The following is a 15,230-nucleotide window of genomic DNA, read 5'->3' as shown; positions in this document are numbered from 1 at the left end:
GTCGGTGAGGTGGGTGAGCTGACGTTCCCGGTAGATGAGCTCACCTCCGAGTTCCTGCTCGAGCTTTTGCACGCCCTTGGTCAGTGCCGGTTGCGTGACGTTGCACATCTCCGCAGCGCGCGTGAAGTTCAGCGTGCTTGCGACAGCTAGAAAGTACCGAACCTGGTGGAGTTCCATTGGTATTCACCGTCAACTATTTCCATCACGACCGAGCCCGTGCAATGCCAAGGCAGCCTTACGCGGGGGCTCTATGTCCGAAAGCTACATTGCCACCGGCGACCGCGCGACGAAACCCGCGCCGGGCATCGCTGGACGGGCGGACACGCTTTATGGAATCCAGGGCCGGCCAATGTCGGAGGTCAGTGCATCATGTATCTGAGGACGGGAATGAGCTCGGTCGGGTCGCAACGTCGGGTGTAGTCGGCGCTGATGTCGGCGTACTCGACGATCCCTTCTGAATTTATGATGTACATTGCCGGCATCGTTAAGGTCCAGCTCGGCTCGCCATTCACGGCGGCGAGGTCGAGACCAGATTCTAATTCAGTGGCGCGTAACTCCCGGGACAACTTCCAACGCAGGCCGAACGCGTTAGCCACCTTCCCGCCGCTATCGACGAGGCTGGGGAACGATAAGCCATTCATCCGCTCGGTAGAGCGGCTCTCGTGCGCGGACTGTTGAGAAACAGCGACGATCGACGCACCCAATGAGCGGACCTGCTGTGCGACAGCCTGGATCGCATGCAAATCGAGGTTGCAATAGGGGCACCATCCGCCCCTGTAGAAGACAACGAGAACTGGGCCGCCGTTTCGAAGGTCGTAGGATGAAATCACTTTGCCATCGGGATCGGGCAGGCGGAAAGCTGGAGCCTGGTCTCCCGCGCGAACAGCTCTTTCGGCGATGGCCGAGGAGACCAGGTCGCCGATAGCTTCCTGACGGACGCGCCAAATGTGCGGTGGGGTGTTTCGAGAATCCCTGTCCCTAAGCGCGTCGAGTTCGTCCTGGAGTCGCATTTTGTTATCCTCACCGTATCGGCGGGCTCCTTATCGACACTAGGCGTGGCGGCGATGTGGCGGTAGTGCTGAAATATAAGTATGACATATTCCCGCACGACATGAGCGAGACGCCATCGCTCAACGCCGATCTTAGTCTCGCACCACTTCTGCGGCCTTACCTCAGCCTTGCGAGGTCGTCGTCCAAGGACTTCCGCAGATGCGAAACGGCAAAATCGATGAAGAGGCGTATTTTCAATGGTAAGAGCGCCTGCCGGGCGTAAATGATATTGACCGGAGTCGGTTCGGGCTCGAAATCTTGGAGGATGAGGGACAGCTTCCCCTCGGAGACTGGCTTGACGATCTGATATGAGAGCACGTTTGTAACGCCGATACCCGAAATGGCGGCGTCTATCGCCGCTTCCGCGGTATTGATCTTCAATCGGCACTGAGGACGGACGCCGCGGCTCGGCTTGCCATCTCGAGGGTTGAAAATCCAGGTCGACCCTGAGGCGAGCGCTGTGTAGGTGACACACATATGCTTGGCCAAATCGTCCAACGTCTTTGGCGTTCCATGCGCCGAAAAATAAGCGGGACTCCCGCACACGACCCGGCGAATTTCACCAACCTTAGTCGCCACGAGCGTAGTATCGGACAACATCCCGGTCCGAACCGCGAGATCGACGTGCTCATCGACGAGGTCAAGTGTACGATCTGAAAGCGTCAAATAGACATTTATCTCCGGAAATTCGGCCAGGAACGCCGTCACTACCGGGACGACATAAAGCCGACCGAAGACGATCGGCGCCGTGATCTTAAGACCGCCACGTGGAACGCTATGGTCTCCAGCAGCTTGAGATTCGGCTTCCTCGACCTGATCGAGAATGCGTTTGCACGCGGCTAGATAGGAGGCCCCTGCCTCCGTCAGCGCGAGCTTTCGGGTCGAGCGAACCAGGAGCTGGGTATTGAGATGAGTCTCGAGATCAGCAACCTTGCGGCTGACCGTTGGAAGAGGAACGTTCAGCTGGCGCCCGGCCGCCGAGAAGCTCCCGGTTTCAACCGCGGCGATGAAATATTCCATTGCTTCCAAACGATCCATCTTCTCTCACTTTTCGAGAGGCTGTCCGCTGGTCTAGCCTTTTATCGGGGCGAGCGGTAGGCCCTCGTCTTTCGAACGGGTCGAGATCGCGAGCCATCCAGAGTTGCAGTTTGTATCAATCCTGACACACCGAGAGTATCATGTTCCGCGCGCCCCAAGTGTCGTGATCGATTGCATGGTGACGCTCAATCCGGATTGATATTCGGGATCTCAAGTTCAGCCAGGTCATCCGCATAGGTGGCCTGAGTGCTCGCGTTGTGCCCGGAGGTAGCAGCGTCCGGATATGTGTGAATATCTGCACTTATGCCGAGAATTTCGCCGACCGGGCAGAGGTTTGCGGCCTCCAACAAGAATGCACGCTGTTGCGCGTCGAGTTCCCCCTCCAGGAGGAGACTGCGCTTGAACGCATCTCTTTCGCCCTGGGCGCCGTGGTGGAAGCTGACGCCCACTTCCACCCTATCGAGCGGAAGTTTCCGGCGCCGAGCCTGAAAACGAACAGTCATAGCGGTGCATGCGGCGAGAGATGCGCTGAGAAGGTCGTAAGGATTGGGACCGGGAGATACATGGCCTTCTCCATCTGGACCGCCAATAGCAAACTTCGATGTATCGACATGACCAACCAGCGCATTATGATTGGCGGGGTCGCTCCCGACGACAACTTCGCGGAGTTTAGTTGCGTTATCCAGTGATGTCATGGAGCTTTCCTTCCATTGTGTTGAGCGCGCCACGAAAGCGGCATCGCTAGCCGCCATACCGTTCGGTCTTGATCACCGCGGCATCCAACCCCGCCACTAGTGCGCCATCCGCCGCGATTTCGACGAAGGGGTTTGATCCGCAAACAAATACATGCGCGGGCATGTGATGGAGCCGGGCAATTAACTCGGCGACCATCGCGCTATCGATGCGCCGCGCAAAGTCGCAGGCGCGTACCGGGGCCTCTCGCGTAATCGCCAGCGCCAACTTGAACGTCGGGTCAGCCATCTCCAATGAGAGCAGCTCATCGGCGAACAACACATCGCGCCGTGTCCGAGCCGACAGGAGCAGCGCTGTTGGGACAGTCTGCGCGAGGTCGCCGCGTTGCCGGATCATCGCCATCAGCGGCACGACGCCGGACCCCGCCCCGACCAACATTACCGGCGCGGTTGGACGTTCGGGCCACAGGAAGTGGCCGCCGAGCGGGCCGCGCAGTTCGATTTCGTCGCCCACAGACGCAATGTCATGAAAAAACGGAGAGACTTCACCGTCCGGGAGGCGTTCGATGGCAAGCTCAATGACGTTCGATGCACTCGGTGAGGAGGCGATCGAATAACTCCGCATCGCCACATAGCCATCTGGGGCAGTCAGCCGCACATCGACGTGTTGACCGGCGATATGTACAAATGGCTCGCTGAGCCGCAGGAAGAAGCTTTTGATGCGTGGCGTTTGCTGAATGATCTCAGCGATGATGCATGTCTGCCAAGACACCGATCGCGCGCTACCCTCAGTCATTGGTGTACCGCTGCTCGCGCCAGGGGTCGCCATAAATGTGATATCCGCGCAACTCCCAGAATCCCGCCTCGTTGCGTTCGGTAAATTGGAGCGCATTTACCCACTTGGCGGACTTCCAGAAGTAGAGGTGTGGGACGAGCAGTCGTGCCGGGCCGCCATGGTCGCGCGGAAGCGGCTGCCCCTCGTAATTCAGGGCAACCATGGCCTTCCCGAACGCAAGATCCGCAAGGGGAACATTTGTTGAGTAGCCGTCGTAGCAGTGTGCGAGCACGAAATCGGTGGGACGCTCAACCCCGGCGTCGGCAAGGATGTCGTCGACGATCACGCCCTCCCAGGCGGTGTTGAGTTTTGACCACGACGTGACGCAATGAATGTCCCTCGTCATCCTGGTCCTCGGCAACGCGTTGAACTCACTCCAATTCCAAACCTTAATAGGCCGCGGCCCGATCTTGAGCGTAAATTTCCAATCCGCTGTCTCAACGCGCGGGGTCGGCCCGGCTGTCAGCACAGGGAAGTGCTCGACAAGGTGCTGGCCCGGTGGAATGCGATCCGACTGGTCTCCTGCCGAATTTCGGCCGGTAAAGCCTCTGGTCACCATGGCGAGCTCCTTTGCGGGGTTGCGGGCGCCTTGTCGATGATTAGGTCCCGATCGTTCGAATGATTGGTCCACCGGCCTGGACGAATCTGTGGGGTCGGCAGTGGCGCAAAGCAAGACTTGGTATTCGTCGGAGATCCCAGCGCCGCATCCGCCCAGCCGGTGCATTCAATAGTTAAATTCGGCGACCGATCGGGGTAAAGCTATCGTATCCATAACCGGTAGGAATAATCGGTCAAATCAGCGTCGAAGCTCCGCGATCAGGAAATCGGTGAACGCGCGCGCGGCCGGCTTGATGATCTTTCCGCTCACGAACAATGCATTGACTTCCATCGAGCCGAAGTCCCAGTCGGGCAGCACTCGCACGAGCGCTCCGGCCTCGAGCTCTGCCCGCGCGCTTGCTTCGCTCGACGCGGCGATCCCTAGCCCGACGACCGCGCTTGCTATGGCGCCTTCGTTGACGGTGATAGCGAGCTGGCCGTCAATACGCACGGACGCAACACGCCCGTCCTTGCGGAACGAGAAAGTCGGCGAGGGATGCGCCGGACTGATGATCACCGAGTGGTGCGCGAGGTCCGACGGCATCGTTGGCGTGCCGTGCGCCCGCAGGTAGTCTGGGGAGGCCGTGAGTATCCTCGGCTGGCGGATGAATTTGCGCGCCGTCGCGCTCGAGTCGGGGAGAGCGCCGAACTGGAACGACACGTCGATGCCCTCGGTCACCAGGTCTGGGTAGCGGTCAGTCACCCGTAGTTCGATCTTCAACGCCGGGTGCTGCTCAATGAACGCGGGAAGCCGCGGAATGATTTCCCTTAGCGCGAAACTCACCGGCGTGCCGACGCGAAGCACCCCTCGCAGCTCTCCGGTGCCGCGAGCCTCGTGGTCGGCCTCGTCGAGCGCGGCCAGGATTGTTTCCACCCGCATCAAATAGGCTTCTCCGGCCTCCGTCAGCGTGACCGCACGAGTTGTCCGGCTGAAGAGCGTCGCCCCGACATCGGCTTCCAACGCGGCGATGAGGCGTGAAGCAGAGGCCTGGGAGAGACCGAGCTCACGACCGGCGCTCGAAAAGTTCCCCACGCGACCTGCGCGGGCAAACAGTTTAAGTGCTGTAAGTCGGTCGTTCATCGCTTTTCTATGTTACTCCTATTTCCTGGTGGGGTCCCAGGACCAAAATGGCACCTCTCGCCCGCAAAGATAATACCCGCGAGATGAGACAGCGTTTCTCATTTTTTGAGAGGGCAAAGAACGCGGGCGCGGGCGGGCGACGGAGCGATGGTAGAACCTGCGAGTTCTTTGACCCTTTTCAGGAAGCAAGCAGGCCGCGTCCGCAGTCTCTTTGGCGCTCACCATCGTCGTCGAGCCGGTCAATGCTCCGATAGGCTTTCGATGCGGTCCATCAGGATGCCATCTCTGGTGCCTACATTGGGCTTGCGATTTTGCGCCTACTCTCGCTAGCGGAGACCGTTATCCGATGCTTGATGTCGTGGGAACAGTTGAGTTGGCCATAGCTACGCACCAATGACCGACATTCTCTTCAGCATCAGCTCTCTCGTTGGAACAGGTCGGGACAGACATAGGCGACGCGGTCTGAGCGACAGGACGCTCGACCAAGTCATCGCTTGATGATACTAAGGCGTGTCAACGATGTGTGGCCAATCGACGTATATGACACGCCAAACGCAGTTACCCATACCGTTCCGCATTCTCAGCAGGACCTTCCCCCAAGGTGAGGCCGTCGCATGGCACGCGCATGCAGAAGCACAAGTGATCTTTGCTGCTTCGGGAACGATACAGGTCTACACCGAATCTGAACGGTGGTTCATCCCACCCCAGCTTGCGCTCTGGATGCCAGCGCGGATACCTCATCGGGTCGATATGATTTCCGATACCGAATTGCGGATGATCTACTGGCACCCGTCGGCTTTACGGAAGTGGGCGCCGGATAGGCCGCTCGATTATATATTCGCCCTCGCGGCGACACCGCTTCTACGGGAATTGATCCTCTCGGCCTTCAAGGACGATATATCGCCCGAAAAAGCCGAGCTTGCCGTGCGGTTGATTCTTCACGAACTTATCGAGACACCCGACATTCCGGTGTTCCTTCCGATGCCAACCAGCACGATCGGTAGACGCGTCGCTGATCTGGCTTTAGCGGATTCGCGGATGCACCTCGGCGTAAGTGACCTTGCCTGTCGCGCCGCGACGTCGATACGCACGATCAGTCGTGTGTTCCCGGTAGAAACGGGATTGACCTTCAAGGCCTGGCGGCAAAGAGCAAGAATAGTCCTCGCAATCGATCAGCTTTCGGCGGGGCGTACAATCTCGCAGGTCGCGGCAGATGTGGGCTTCGGCAGCACCGCGGCGTTCTCGTTCGCCTTCCGACAGGTAACGAAAATGACACCGACCGCCTTTCTTCATCATCTCCCGGCTGCAGTTGTCCCCGCCGACATGAGAAAGCCCTAGCGCGGCTCTTTGTATTCCTCACGACCGATCGCGCGCCATCGGCAACCGGCGATAACGATCGTCTATCGACACTATGGCGAGAGGTGATTTCCCTCGCCGGCGTTGCACGGTCATTCTCCAAGCATTGTCGTACCAAACACTTTCGGCGCCACGATCAGCATGCGGGCGACCGTGTCAGACTGAAAAGCCAGGAGAGCCGATATGCGAAGCAACGCGGTCATTGAAGTCGCCACTCTTCGCGGCGGTGGGATCGACGAGGCCACCAAAGTGATTCTACACGACATCACAAACCGGCTCGCCACGGTCGATTGCAGGCTGCGGCTCTTGGAGCGCCAGACGGAAGCCGAGGGAAGGAAACTGATCGTCGACCAAATGCGGCACGCACCAGAGCGCGCCATGTCGCATTAGCGTCAAGGGGCTGGCACCTCGCAAACATGCAGACCCCATTTCGCAAAACTGCCTGTTTCGGAGCCATCCCGTAGCAAACAGCAAGACTGCATCAAACCCGAAGGAGGGATAAAATGAGTTTAGAAGAAGCGAGAAAACGCCGCGAGGCGCCGCTCGACACGCCGAGCAATCTCGGCTCCAATGCCACCAAGGATATTTCGGCGGCACTCACTGCGCTCCTAGCAGACGTGTTCGCGCTTTACATCAAGACCAAAAACTTCCATTGGCACATATCAGGCCCGCATTTCCGGGATTATCATCTCCTTCTCGACGAACAGGCTGCGGAGATTTTCGCGATGACGGACGAAATCGCGGAAAGGGGCCGCAAGATCGGCGGCACAACGATCCGCTCGATCGGCCACATCGCCAGGGTCAAGCGTATCGAGGACAATGATGCGGATTTCGTCACACCGGAAGACATGCTGGCCGAGCTGAAGGAGGATAACCTGGCGCTTACCCAACGAATGCGGCAGACGCACAATGTCTGCGACGAGCATGGCGATATCGCCACGGCCAGCCTGATCGAAGGCTGGATCGACGAGGTCGAACGTCGCACATGGTTCCTCTTCGAGGCGACCCGGAGAGCTTAACCCCGGGCGCACGCCTACCCGCGAAGCGTGAGTGATTGCCCGCGTTCTCGCGATAATCCTTACTCGAACTTTGACATCGGACTCGTTCGGTTGGATGGGCTGGCGGTTAAAGAACGTTCTGTTCTGACCACTAATATGCAGCTGGCCAGCGTGACGTGCGGCCCGCGATTTGGGGCTGCTATGTTGCGGACTCCGATCCGACCGGCTCATGACGGAGATGAACAGGTCGAAGATGCAGATCATCGCTACTGAGAAAAGCCCTTATCGTCCGGCTCGCGCATTGAAGCGCGAGCTGTTCGAAATACAGGACGCTGGAAATGAACACTGATATCATAAATGCCCTAGCGCAGGCCGCGGAATACCTGAAGGCCACCGGCCAAACCGAGAAGGTAATAACCGCGGGGCGACGCGCGCCGGACTTCTGTCTGCCCGACCAGGATGGCGTAAAGACCTCCTCGGCATCGATGCTGCGCCGCGGTCCGCTTCTTTTGGTCTTTTATAGCGGGGGTTGGTGTCCCGGTTGCGTTCTCGGCCTAAGAGCGCTTCAAGAGCTCCGCCCTTTAATCGAGGCCCGTGGAGCTTCGCTGGTCGCAGTCTCGCAACAGACAATCGAGGAGAATGCGAGAACCCGAAGCACCACGCAGGTTTCGCTGCCAATCTTGTGTGACAAAGGCGGGAAGGTCGCGCAGCAGTTCGGTGTTCGTTGGCGCGTTCCCGAACTGCTTCAGACATTGCATCTGAAGATTGGAATCGATCTGCCAAGCCTTCACGGGGAGGATAGTTGGACGCTTCCAATCCCGGCACGGTTCGTTATCGATCAACGCGGCGTCATCGTCTACTCGGAAGCCGATCCAGATCAAACTCACCGGTCAAACCCATCGGACCTCCTTCCAGTATTAAATCGGCTCTGGAGCGCACGAGGCGCGTAGTCACCGCGGTCGGCTACAGCGCCTTATCACCGCCCTTGCGCCGTCTCTCTGGCCTTATCAAGCGTTCATTCAACTCCAGATTCGTCGACACTTCCAGGGCGTTGCTTGCAAACCGCCGTCGATATCTATTGTCGCCTTGGATCGGGGGGGGGTGGGTAACCGAGCCGCCGTTAATAGAGGACGGCTCAGATCCACATAGCCACCTCAGGCGCGCTCGGGCCTAGCATTTGAAAGCGACATCACCACGGCGCGACCGCCTGACACGGTCTCATGCGTGAGCTCGGTCGACACCTACCGAGCCCACCCGGTCTATACGCACGCGGCGCACGGATCACACTAGACGGAGATTGTCTCACCGATTTTCGGTACCACGACCTCAGTGGACGAGCCCTTCAGCCCCTCAATAAATTTTTCCGCGGTCTGATCGATGATGGGGAAGCTTCCATAGTGACAAAGGATCACTTTGTCGAAGTTGAAATAGCGCCGGCGGGCGAGTGCAGCCAGTGCGCCGCCCATGGTAAGGCGATCACCGATGGGCACCATGCCGATATTCGGCTTGTATAGTTCTTCGATCAGCGCCATGTCTCCGAAGATGTCCGTATCGCCCATGTGATAGAGCGTCCTGTCGTTGGCGAAATGGAGAACGAGACCAGCCGGATTGCCGAGATAGACACTCCGCCGTCTTCCATGCCGGCCCCTGATCGATTCGGACCGCAGCAAAGTCGAGGCGGTGCGGACACGGTAAGGCCCCATGGGTTCCGGACCGTCATCCCGCGCGGGATGACGCGCAAAGGATTATGACGACGACTTCAGCGAATCCCTATCGATCGGCAGGGTGCGCAGGCGCTTGCCGGTGGCGGCGAAGATCGCATTTGTCACCGCAGCACTGACAATCGCGGTAGGAGCTTCACCAACGCCACCTGGCGCTTCAGCGTTCTTGATCAGGTGCGTCTCCACCACCGGCACCTCATCGATGCGCATCGGCAGATAGTTGTCGAAATTGCTCTGCTCGACACGTCCTTCCTTGAAGGTGATCGAGCCATGGAGCGCGGCGGTCAGCCCGAAAACCGTTCCACCTTGAATCTGCGCTTCGATCGTATCGGGATTGACGTACATGCCGCAATCAATCGCACAGACGACCCGCTTGACGTTGACGGAGCCATCGGCCGCCACTTCGACTTCGGCGACCTGCGACGTGTAACTGCCGTATGCGAATTGCACCGAAATCCCGCGGCCATGACGCTCGGGAAGTGGTGATCCCCACCCGGCTTTTTCCGCGGCGAGCGATAGAACGGCAAGCGCACGCGGATTTTGCGCAAGCAACCCCTTGCGATAAGCAACGGGATCCTGCTTCGCAGCATGGGCGAGCTCGTCTATGAAGCTTTCGACTACGAAAACATTGTGAGTCGGTCCGACGCCACGCCACCAAGACGTCCGGACACCTGCCGGCTCGACCTGGACATAGTCGACGTGGATATTGGGCAACTCATAGGGCGGTTTGGCCGCTGCTTCTACGGCATCGGGGTCCAAACCGTCCTTGACGTAAGTGGGATAATAGCGAGCCATGACAGAGGAGCCGGCGATCCGATGCGTCCAGGCAACCGGCTTGCCGGCCGCGTCAAGTCCGGCCGATACCCGGTCGAGATAGTACGGCCGATACATGTCGTGCTGAATGTCTTCTTCGCGGCTCCAGATCACTTTCACCGGACCATCGACGTGCCTGGCGATCTTGACGGCCAACAACGTGCCATCAGGCTCCAACCTTCGACCGAAGCCACCGCCAATCAGATGATTGTGAATTTTGATTGCATCCTTTGGGAGGCCGGTCAGGTCCGCCACCTGAGACTGCGTGATCGTAGGCGCCTGTGTCCCGACCCAGATATCACAACGATCCTTCTGCAGATGAACGGTGCAGTTCATCGGCTCCATCGCCGCATGAGCCAGGAAAGGCACCTGATAGATCGCGTCGATCCGTTGTGCCGCCCCCGCGAGAGCCTTTCCTGCATCGCCATCGTCACGGGCAACCACGCCCGGATTTTTGGATTCCTCTTCCAATTGCTTGACGATATCTGCGTTGCTGACCTTGGTGTTCGGCCCATCGTCCCACGTGATGGCGGCGGCCTCGAGCCCCTTGTTGGCGGCGCCCATGTGATCCGCTACCACGGCAATAGCTTCATCGATATTGACCACCTGCCGGACGCCCTTGACCGCGAGCGCGGCCTTCTCGTCTACCGTTTTCGCTTTGCCGCCGACCACAGGCGAAATAGCAACCGCTGCAACCTTCATGCCCGGCAGCCGTGTGTCGATGCCGTAGAGTGCGCGCCCATCGACCTTTATCGGGGAATCCACGCGCTTGGCACGCGTGCCGATCAGGGTGAAATCCTTCGGATCCTTCAATTTGACGGTTGCCGCGGGCGGCACGGGCAATTTCGCGGCGGCTGTCGCAAGTTCGCCGTAACTCAGATGCTTCGAGCCTAACGCATCGAACACGACGCCATCCATGGCGCGGCAAGTCGCCGGATCGACCTTCCAGCGCTCTGCGGCCGCCGCAATCAGCAGATTGCGACCGACTGCCCCTGCCTGACGCAGCGGCGTCCAGAAGGCGCGGACCGAGGCGGAACCACCGGTATTTTGAATTCCTATGATCGAATTGACGTACAGTGCATGATTTGGCGGCGCATGCTCAACCTGAATCTGGTCAAGCGTCACTTCCAGTTCTTCAGCGAGAAGCATCGAGAGCGACGTGTAAACCCCCTGCCCCATTTCGACCATCGGCATCACCAGGGTCACGGGGCCGGTCGGATTGATCCGTATGAATCCGTTCGGAGCGAAAGTACCCGTGACCTCGTTTTCGACCACCTGCGAAGCAGGCGCCGCGAAGACGGGCTCTGCGCTTACACCGGTCAGCGCAAAACCAAGCACCAATCCTGTGCCCTGAAGAAAGGCGCGCCGCGACACCGCTGTTTGATCGACAATCTGCTCTTTCAGAACAAGCTCATCCATGATGTCAAACTCCCGCGGCGTGCTTGATCGCAGCGCGGATGCGCTGATAGGTGCCACATCGGCAGACATTGCCGGACATGGCGGCATCGATGTCGTCATCCGTCGGCTTCGGCGTGTCTTTCAGTAGCCCCGCCGCCGACATGATCTGGCCGGACTGGCAGTAGCCGCACTGCACCACCTCCACCTCCAGCCACGCTTTCTGCAGGGCCGCGCCCTGCGGCGTCTGTCCGATCGCTTCGATCGTGGTAATCGCGCTGTCGCCGACGCTGTCGACTGGCGTCTGGCACGAGCGCACCGGCTGACCGTCGAGATGAACGGTGCAGGCGCCACATAGCCCCCGGCCGCAGCCGAACTTGGTCCCGGTCATATCGAGTAGGTCACGCAGCACCCACAGTAGCGGGATGTCGCCGTCGACGTCGACGTCATGGGGGGTGCCGTTGATCTTTAACGTGAAAGCCATGCAAGCCTCTCGGTGGCTGGTGCTGATGGGATGCAGCTCGCCGACCAGGACAACGGTCGGCCGGCAGCGTGGATCGATGGGAGCCCGCCGCTCACGGACGAACGCGGATGATCGTCTTCGCGCTGATCGGTTTGGCCGGATTGAAAAACGGCGACAGCTCTCCTCGGTTCATTCGTCTCGGACGCGGCGACGCCCTTCACTCGATCGGACACGGAACCTTTCCTATGACCGTCAGATCGATCGGCGAAAGCGCTTTCTCCCTCGCTAATACGGCCTGGTCCCGGTCGAGAAACGCGGTGGCCTGCACGGCGAAGAATTGCAGGGTTTTCAGCCCGATGCTGCCCAGCAGCACCGAGAGATACGGCGTGAGAAAATCGGGCTGGTTCGCCCGCTCGCCGGTAAAAACGCCACCGGAAGCAATGCCGATAAACACCGGACGATCCGGCAGCATTCCCACCTTCCCGGCCGGCGTCGACCTGAAGGTGCGACCGGCGCGCACGATTTGGTCGATCCACGCCTTGAGGACTGAGGGAACGGTCAAGTTGTGCATCGGCGTTCCGATGACGACCACATCGGCGGCTTCAACTTCATGAATCAGCGCTTCGGCGAGATCCAGAGCGCCCTTCAGCGGCGCCGCCAAAGTGGCCGGTGACGACAGCGTGGTTGCGTAATCGGACCCGGCGTGCGGAAGGGGGGAAGCGCCAAGGTCGCGCCGGCTGATGTTGGCGTCGGGCGCAACCTCAAGGAGCTTTTTGACGATCGCGGCCGAAAGCTGCCGGCTGTGCGATTCAAGACGCGGGCTGCAATCAATATGGAGGATGTTCATGCGAACGACCTCAACGGCTTTGCGGAGCGAATTGCGGGCAGTCCTTTAACCAGAGCCGTACCAGGTCCTTTGTCCCTTTTGCCCTCAGCCGTAACGACGATTACCGTCATGGGAAGTGTCTCCTTGATCATTTGTCTCTTTGCCGGAAACGTCACAGGGATCGAAATCCGTCCGGCATCTCATGCCAGGGGTCGTGGTTAATCTTCGAATGCGAAGGGGAACAACGCATCGACGCCAGGCTCCCACTTATCTCTGGAGGACAGGATAGCCCTGAGTGTAGATCCAGTCCGACTGTCGCGCCGGCTCGTGACAGGACTGACAATCCGCCGTGTAGTCGGTGGATGTGGTCTTCTGGGGATTGGCTGCGTCGAACCAGGACCAACCCCAGCCGTCGCCCCAAAGCTTGTTTCCCGGGAAGCGCCCGGCGCTGTCTTTCACCATGACGAACCAGCCTGCCAAGGTGCCGGCACTGCTCACGGTTCCGGTTGTCATTTCGTTGGTGGTCGTATTGAACACTTCCTTCACGAGAACGGCGCCATCGGGAAAGTGACCGTCCTTGCGATATGCGGCGATGGTTCCGGGCGACGCATAGACCACGTGCAACTGTTTTGAGCCCGGACCGTCGTCTTTTGCTACCGCCCAGCTGCCCAGCACCTGATAAGCGGTCCGGTAGTCGGAAGGCACGTGCAGATTTCCTTTGTCGTCGACAACGGCCGCAGTCGTTCCTTCGTACGGCGAGCGCTTGTTCATCTGCGCATCGGCAGTGACGGCGACGGTGCCGATCATGAACAATCCTGCCAGGGTGACGCCCAAGGCACTGATGACTCTCATGGCAATGTTCCTATGTTGGCGAACTCGTAGCGTTCGTTGACCATTTCAGTTGTCGCAGCGCAGGACGAAGTTTTCCAATAGCTGGCTTGTATAGTTTCCATAGCAGCGGGGAATGCGGCGATCGTGCGGGCGCGGAGCCCTCCGATAACGGCAGGCTATCAACTTGATGGCGACAGGTGATTTCCTTTTCGGGGCGTCGGAATCCACTGTGTCATTCGACGCCACGCCGACGCGCGACCCGTTGTCCAAGCGGATGGCTTCAGTTCACGAGCAGGAGGTTGATATGCAGGATGCAGATGGACGCCGGGCGACCGCCCCGTGCTCGAAAGCCGCTCCCGTCGTCGAGGTTCATCCGCGGAACATGGTTGTACTGGCCGATGGTGCAGGCGTGGTGATCGGGCAGGGGCGCCTCTTCGCCGCCTCAGTCGGCTCCCGTCCGCGTGGCGCGCAGCGCCGAACGGCACCTGCGCTCCGGTGTGTCGACATCCCGTTAGTAGGCCCCAACGGCGAGGTCTCGGGAATTCTGCGCCGTGTCCTGCCCGTCGCTGAGTTCGGCGCCCTGTCGGCACAGCTCGAATCAGCCTCGCACGGCTCGGAAGACGAGCTTACAAAGTCCGTCGCACATGACATGAACAATCTCCTGGCAGTAATCGATGGCGGCCTAGGCCTTCTGGAACATCAAAGCGACGCCGATGCCCGCAAGGCGATCTTTACCCGCTTGCACGGCGCAGTCGACCGCGGCGCGATTTTGACGCGAATGCTACTGAATCATGGAAGTCTGGCCCGTCGCGGCTGTTCCGGCACGACGCCTAGGCAGCTCTCTGTCGCCATTGAGGACTTGCGACCATCGTTGAGCCCGGACACTCTGATGGAAATAGAGATCGAAGCCGGTCTGTGGGCGGTGAAGGCCGATCCCGATGAGCTCTATTTTGCGTTGCTGAACCTGTGTCGCAACGCTGATGCAGCCATGCCCGAAGGCGGCCTGATCGTCGTCTCCGCCGCGAATATTACGCCCCAATTGGATAGTGGGTACGGTGGAATGGTCGCGATGACGGTCCGCGACAATGGCTCGGGGATCAGTGAGGAGGTTATGGGTCGTATCTTCGAGCCGTATTTCACGACGAAGGAAGTTGGCGCCGGAACTGGCCTGGGGCTTGCCCAAGTTCGAGCGTTTGTCGAACGCCAAGGCGGGTGGATCGAATTACAATCCGAGTTGGGCTTCGGAACCGCTATCCGAATGATTTTCCCCCGCGTGCCCGACGCGGAGTTTGCTGTTCCGGTTCGGGAGCCAAATAGTGACGAGAGTTGCTCGCACGCGGCGCCCTCGACTATCAGCTATAGCCCGTCGCCAAACGGGGGCGTCTTTCACGTCGTACCTTCAGGGGGGCAGCGTCCTTGTTTGGAAGGCCACCTTCGGGGCCCCATTGATCGATGCGGCGAATGCCTTTGGGAGGCTTGATCGCCCCGTTGGCCTGGTCGTGTCGCTTGCTCGGCTCGCCTAGCGCTGAGAACT

16 protein-coding genes and 1 pseudogene are annotated in these 15,230 nt (G+C 59.4%); 5 read left to right on the top strand and 12 right to left on the bottom strand.

Features of this window, described 5'->3' with window-relative positions; translation table 11 throughout:
* From PY649_RS31575 to PY649_RS31545, 7 genes are all read right to left on the bottom strand, one after another.
* Positions 1-177, bottom strand: a 177-nt coding sequence (locus PY649_RS31575) for a helix-turn-helix domain-containing protein (RefSeq protein WP_285872861.1), incomplete at its 3' end; no start/stop codon positions are given.
* Between the two features lie 182 nt (positions 178-359).
* On the bottom strand, positions 360-1,010 hold the full coding sequence (locus tag PY649_RS31570) for a peroxiredoxin-like family protein (RefSeq protein WP_285872858.1): 651 nt from the start codon (positions 1,008-1,010) through the stop codon (positions 360-362).
* 157 nt (positions 1,011-1,167) lie between these two features.
* Positions 1,168-2,088 (bottom strand): LysR family transcriptional regulator, encoded by a 921-nt coding sequence (locus PY649_RS31565; protein ID WP_285872857.1) that lies wholly within the window; start codon positions 2,086-2,088, stop codon positions 1,168-1,170.
* Between the two features lie 185 nt (positions 2,089-2,273).
* Complete coding sequence (locus tag PY649_RS31560) at positions 2,274-2,783, bottom strand: OsmC family protein (protein ID WP_285872856.1); 510 nt, start codon at positions 2,781-2,783, stop codon at positions 2,274-2,276.
* 46 nt (positions 2,784-2,829) lie between these two features.
* The gene (locus PY649_RS31555; protein ID WP_432761443.1) at positions 2,830-3,609 is read right to left on the bottom strand and encodes a ferredoxin reductase; all 780 of its coding nucleotides are present in this window, start codon (positions 3,607-3,609) and stop codon (positions 2,830-2,832) included.
* Positions 3,569-4,174, bottom strand: coding sequence for a sulfite oxidase-like oxidoreductase (locus PY649_RS31550; protein ID WP_285872855.1), 606 nt, complete (start codon positions 4,172-4,174; stop codon positions 3,569-3,571). The genes PY649_RS31555 and PY649_RS31550 overlap by 41 nt, the downstream gene beginning before the upstream one ends.
* Before the next feature lie 237 nt (positions 4,175-4,411).
* Positions 4,412-5,293, bottom strand: coding sequence for a LysR family transcriptional regulator (locus tag PY649_RS31545; protein ID WP_285872854.1), 882 nt, complete (start codon positions 5,291-5,293; stop codon positions 4,412-4,414).
* Between the two features lie 540 nt (positions 5,294-5,833).
* Here PY649_RS31545 and PY649_RS31540 point away from each other — a divergent pair.
* The 4 genes from PY649_RS31540 to PY649_RS35235 all read left to right on the top strand — a co-directional run bounded on the left by PY649_RS31540 (position 5,834) and on the right by PY649_RS35235 (position 8,597).
* Positions 5,834-6,631, top strand: coding sequence for an AraC family transcriptional regulator (locus tag PY649_RS31540; RefSeq protein ID WP_285872852.1), 798 nt, complete (start codon positions 5,834-5,836; stop codon positions 6,629-6,631).
* 201 nt (positions 6,632-6,832) lie between these two features.
* A complete protein-coding gene (locus tag PY649_RS31535) occupies positions 6,833-7,039 on the top strand; it encodes a hypothetical protein (RefSeq protein ID WP_285872850.1) in 207 nt (68 codons plus the stop codon).
* Positions 7,040-7,152: 113 nt separating this feature from the next.
* Positions 7,153-7,668 carry a Dps family protein gene (locus PY649_RS31530; RefSeq protein ID WP_285872848.1) on the top strand — a complete coding sequence of 172 codons (516 nt, stop codon included), beginning with the start codon at positions 7,153-7,155 and terminating at the stop codon, positions 7,666-7,668.
* Between the two features lie 317 nt (positions 7,669-7,985).
* Entirely contained in the window at positions 7,986-8,597 is a 612-nt protein-coding gene (locus PY649_RS35235; protein ID WP_432761442.1) for a peroxiredoxin-like family protein, read from the top strand.
* Between the two features lie 336 nt (positions 8,598-8,933).
* Here the strand turns inward: PY649_RS35235 and PY649_RS31525 are convergent.
* The 5 genes and pseudogenes from PY649_RS31525 to PY649_RS31505 form a co-directional block, all read right to left on the bottom strand.
* Positions 8,934-9,275 (bottom strand): annotated as a pseudogene (locus tag PY649_RS31525) (MBL fold metallo-hydrolase); the annotation flags it as partial.
* Between the two features lie 117 nt (positions 9,276-9,392).
* Positions 9,393-11,600 carry a xanthine dehydrogenase family protein molybdopterin-binding subunit gene (locus tag PY649_RS31520; protein WP_285872847.1) on the bottom strand — a complete coding sequence of 736 codons (2,208 nt, stop codon included), beginning with the start codon at positions 11,598-11,600 and terminating at the stop codon, positions 9,393-9,395.
* Positions 11,601-11,604: 4 nt separating this feature from the next.
* Complete coding sequence (locus PY649_RS31515; RefSeq protein ID WP_285872846.1) at positions 11,605-12,060, bottom strand: (2Fe-2S)-binding protein; 456 nt, start codon at positions 12,058-12,060, stop codon at positions 11,605-11,607.
* 196 nt (positions 12,061-12,256) lie between these two features.
* Positions 12,257-12,886 carry an FMN-dependent NADH-azoreductase gene (locus tag PY649_RS31510; protein ID WP_285872845.1) on the bottom strand — a complete coding sequence of 210 codons (630 nt, stop codon included), beginning with the start codon at positions 12,884-12,886 and terminating at the stop codon, positions 12,257-12,259.
* A gap of 246 nt (positions 12,887-13,132) precedes the next feature.
* Entirely contained in the window at positions 13,133-13,717 is a 585-nt protein-coding gene (locus tag PY649_RS31505; protein WP_285872844.1) for a cytochrome P460 family protein, read from the bottom strand.
* Between the two features lie 166 nt (positions 13,718-13,883).
* On the opposite strand from PY649_RS31505, the gene PY649_RS31500 reads away from it, so the two are divergent.
* Positions 13,884-15,176 carry a two-component system sensor histidine kinase NtrB gene (locus PY649_RS31500; protein ID WP_285872842.1) on the top strand — a complete coding sequence of 431 codons (1,293 nt, stop codon included), beginning with the start codon at positions 13,884-13,886 and terminating at the stop codon, positions 15,174-15,176.
* Positions 15,177-15,230: the final 54 nt, after the last annotated feature.

Source organism: Rhizobium mayense, assembly GCF_030272705.1.
Lineage (GTDB): Bacteria > Pseudomonadota > Alphaproteobacteria > Rhizobiales > Rhizobiaceae > Rhizobium > Rhizobium mayense.
The sequence above is the reverse complement of the archived record's forward strand: the minus strand, read 5'-3'. Positions and strand labels throughout refer to the sequence as shown.

Excerpts from the sequence above, each read along its gene's own strand:
- PY649_RS31555 (WP_432761443.1), bottom strand. The coding sequence starts at position 3,609 with ATGGCGACCCCTGGCGCGAGCAGCGGTACACCAATGACTGAGGGTAGC.
- PY649_RS31510 (WP_285872845.1), bottom strand. The coding sequence starts at position 12,886 with ATGAACATCCTCCATATTGATTGCAGCCCGCGTCTTGAATCGCACAGC.
- PY649_RS31540 (WP_285872852.1), top strand. The coding sequence starts at position 5,834 with ATGACACGCCAAACGCAGTTACCCATACCGTTCCGCATTCTCAGCAGG.
- PY649_RS31515 (WP_285872846.1), bottom strand. The coding sequence starts at position 12,060 with ATGGCTTTCACGTTAAAGATCAACGGCACCCCCCATGACGTCGACGTC.
- PY649_RS31565 (WP_285872857.1), bottom strand. The coding sequence starts at position 2,088 with ATGGATCGTTTGGAAGCAATGGAATATTTCATCGCCGCGGTTGAAACC.
- PY649_RS31500 (WP_285872842.1), top strand. The coding sequence starts at position 13,884 with ATGGCGACAGGTGATTTCCTTTTCGGGGCGTCGGAATCCACTGTGTCA.
- PY649_RS31520 (WP_285872847.1), bottom strand. The coding sequence starts at position 11,600 with ATGGATGAGCTTGTTCTGAAAGAGCAGATTGTCGATCAAACAGCGGTG.
- PY649_RS31570 (WP_285872858.1), bottom strand. The coding sequence starts at position 1,010 with ATGCGACTCCAGGACGAACTCGACGCGCTTAGGGACAGGGATTCTCGA.
- PY649_RS35235 (WP_432761442.1), top strand. The coding sequence starts at position 7,986 with ATGAACACTGATATCATAAATGCCCTAGCGCAGGCCGCGGAATACCTG.
- PY649_RS31550 (WP_285872855.1), bottom strand. The coding sequence starts at position 4,174 with ATGGTGACCAGAGGCTTTACCGGCCGAAATTCGGCAGGAGACCAGTCG.
- PY649_RS31545 (WP_285872854.1), bottom strand. The coding sequence starts at position 5,293 with ATGAACGACCGACTTACAGCACTTAAACTGTTTGCCCGCGCAGGTCGC.
- PY649_RS31505 (WP_285872844.1), bottom strand. The coding sequence starts at position 13,717 with ATGAGAGTCATCAGTGCCTTGGGCGTCACCCTGGCAGGATTGTTCATG.
- PY649_RS31560 (WP_285872856.1), bottom strand. The coding sequence starts at position 2,783 with ATGACATCACTGGATAACGCAACTAAACTCCGCGAAGTTGTCGTCGGG.
- PY649_RS31535 (WP_285872850.1), top strand. The coding sequence starts at position 6,833 with ATGCGAAGCAACGCGGTCATTGAAGTCGCCACTCTTCGCGGCGGTGGG.
- PY649_RS31530 (WP_285872848.1), top strand. The coding sequence starts at position 7,153 with ATGAGTTTAGAAGAAGCGAGAAAACGCCGCGAGGCGCCGCTCGACACG.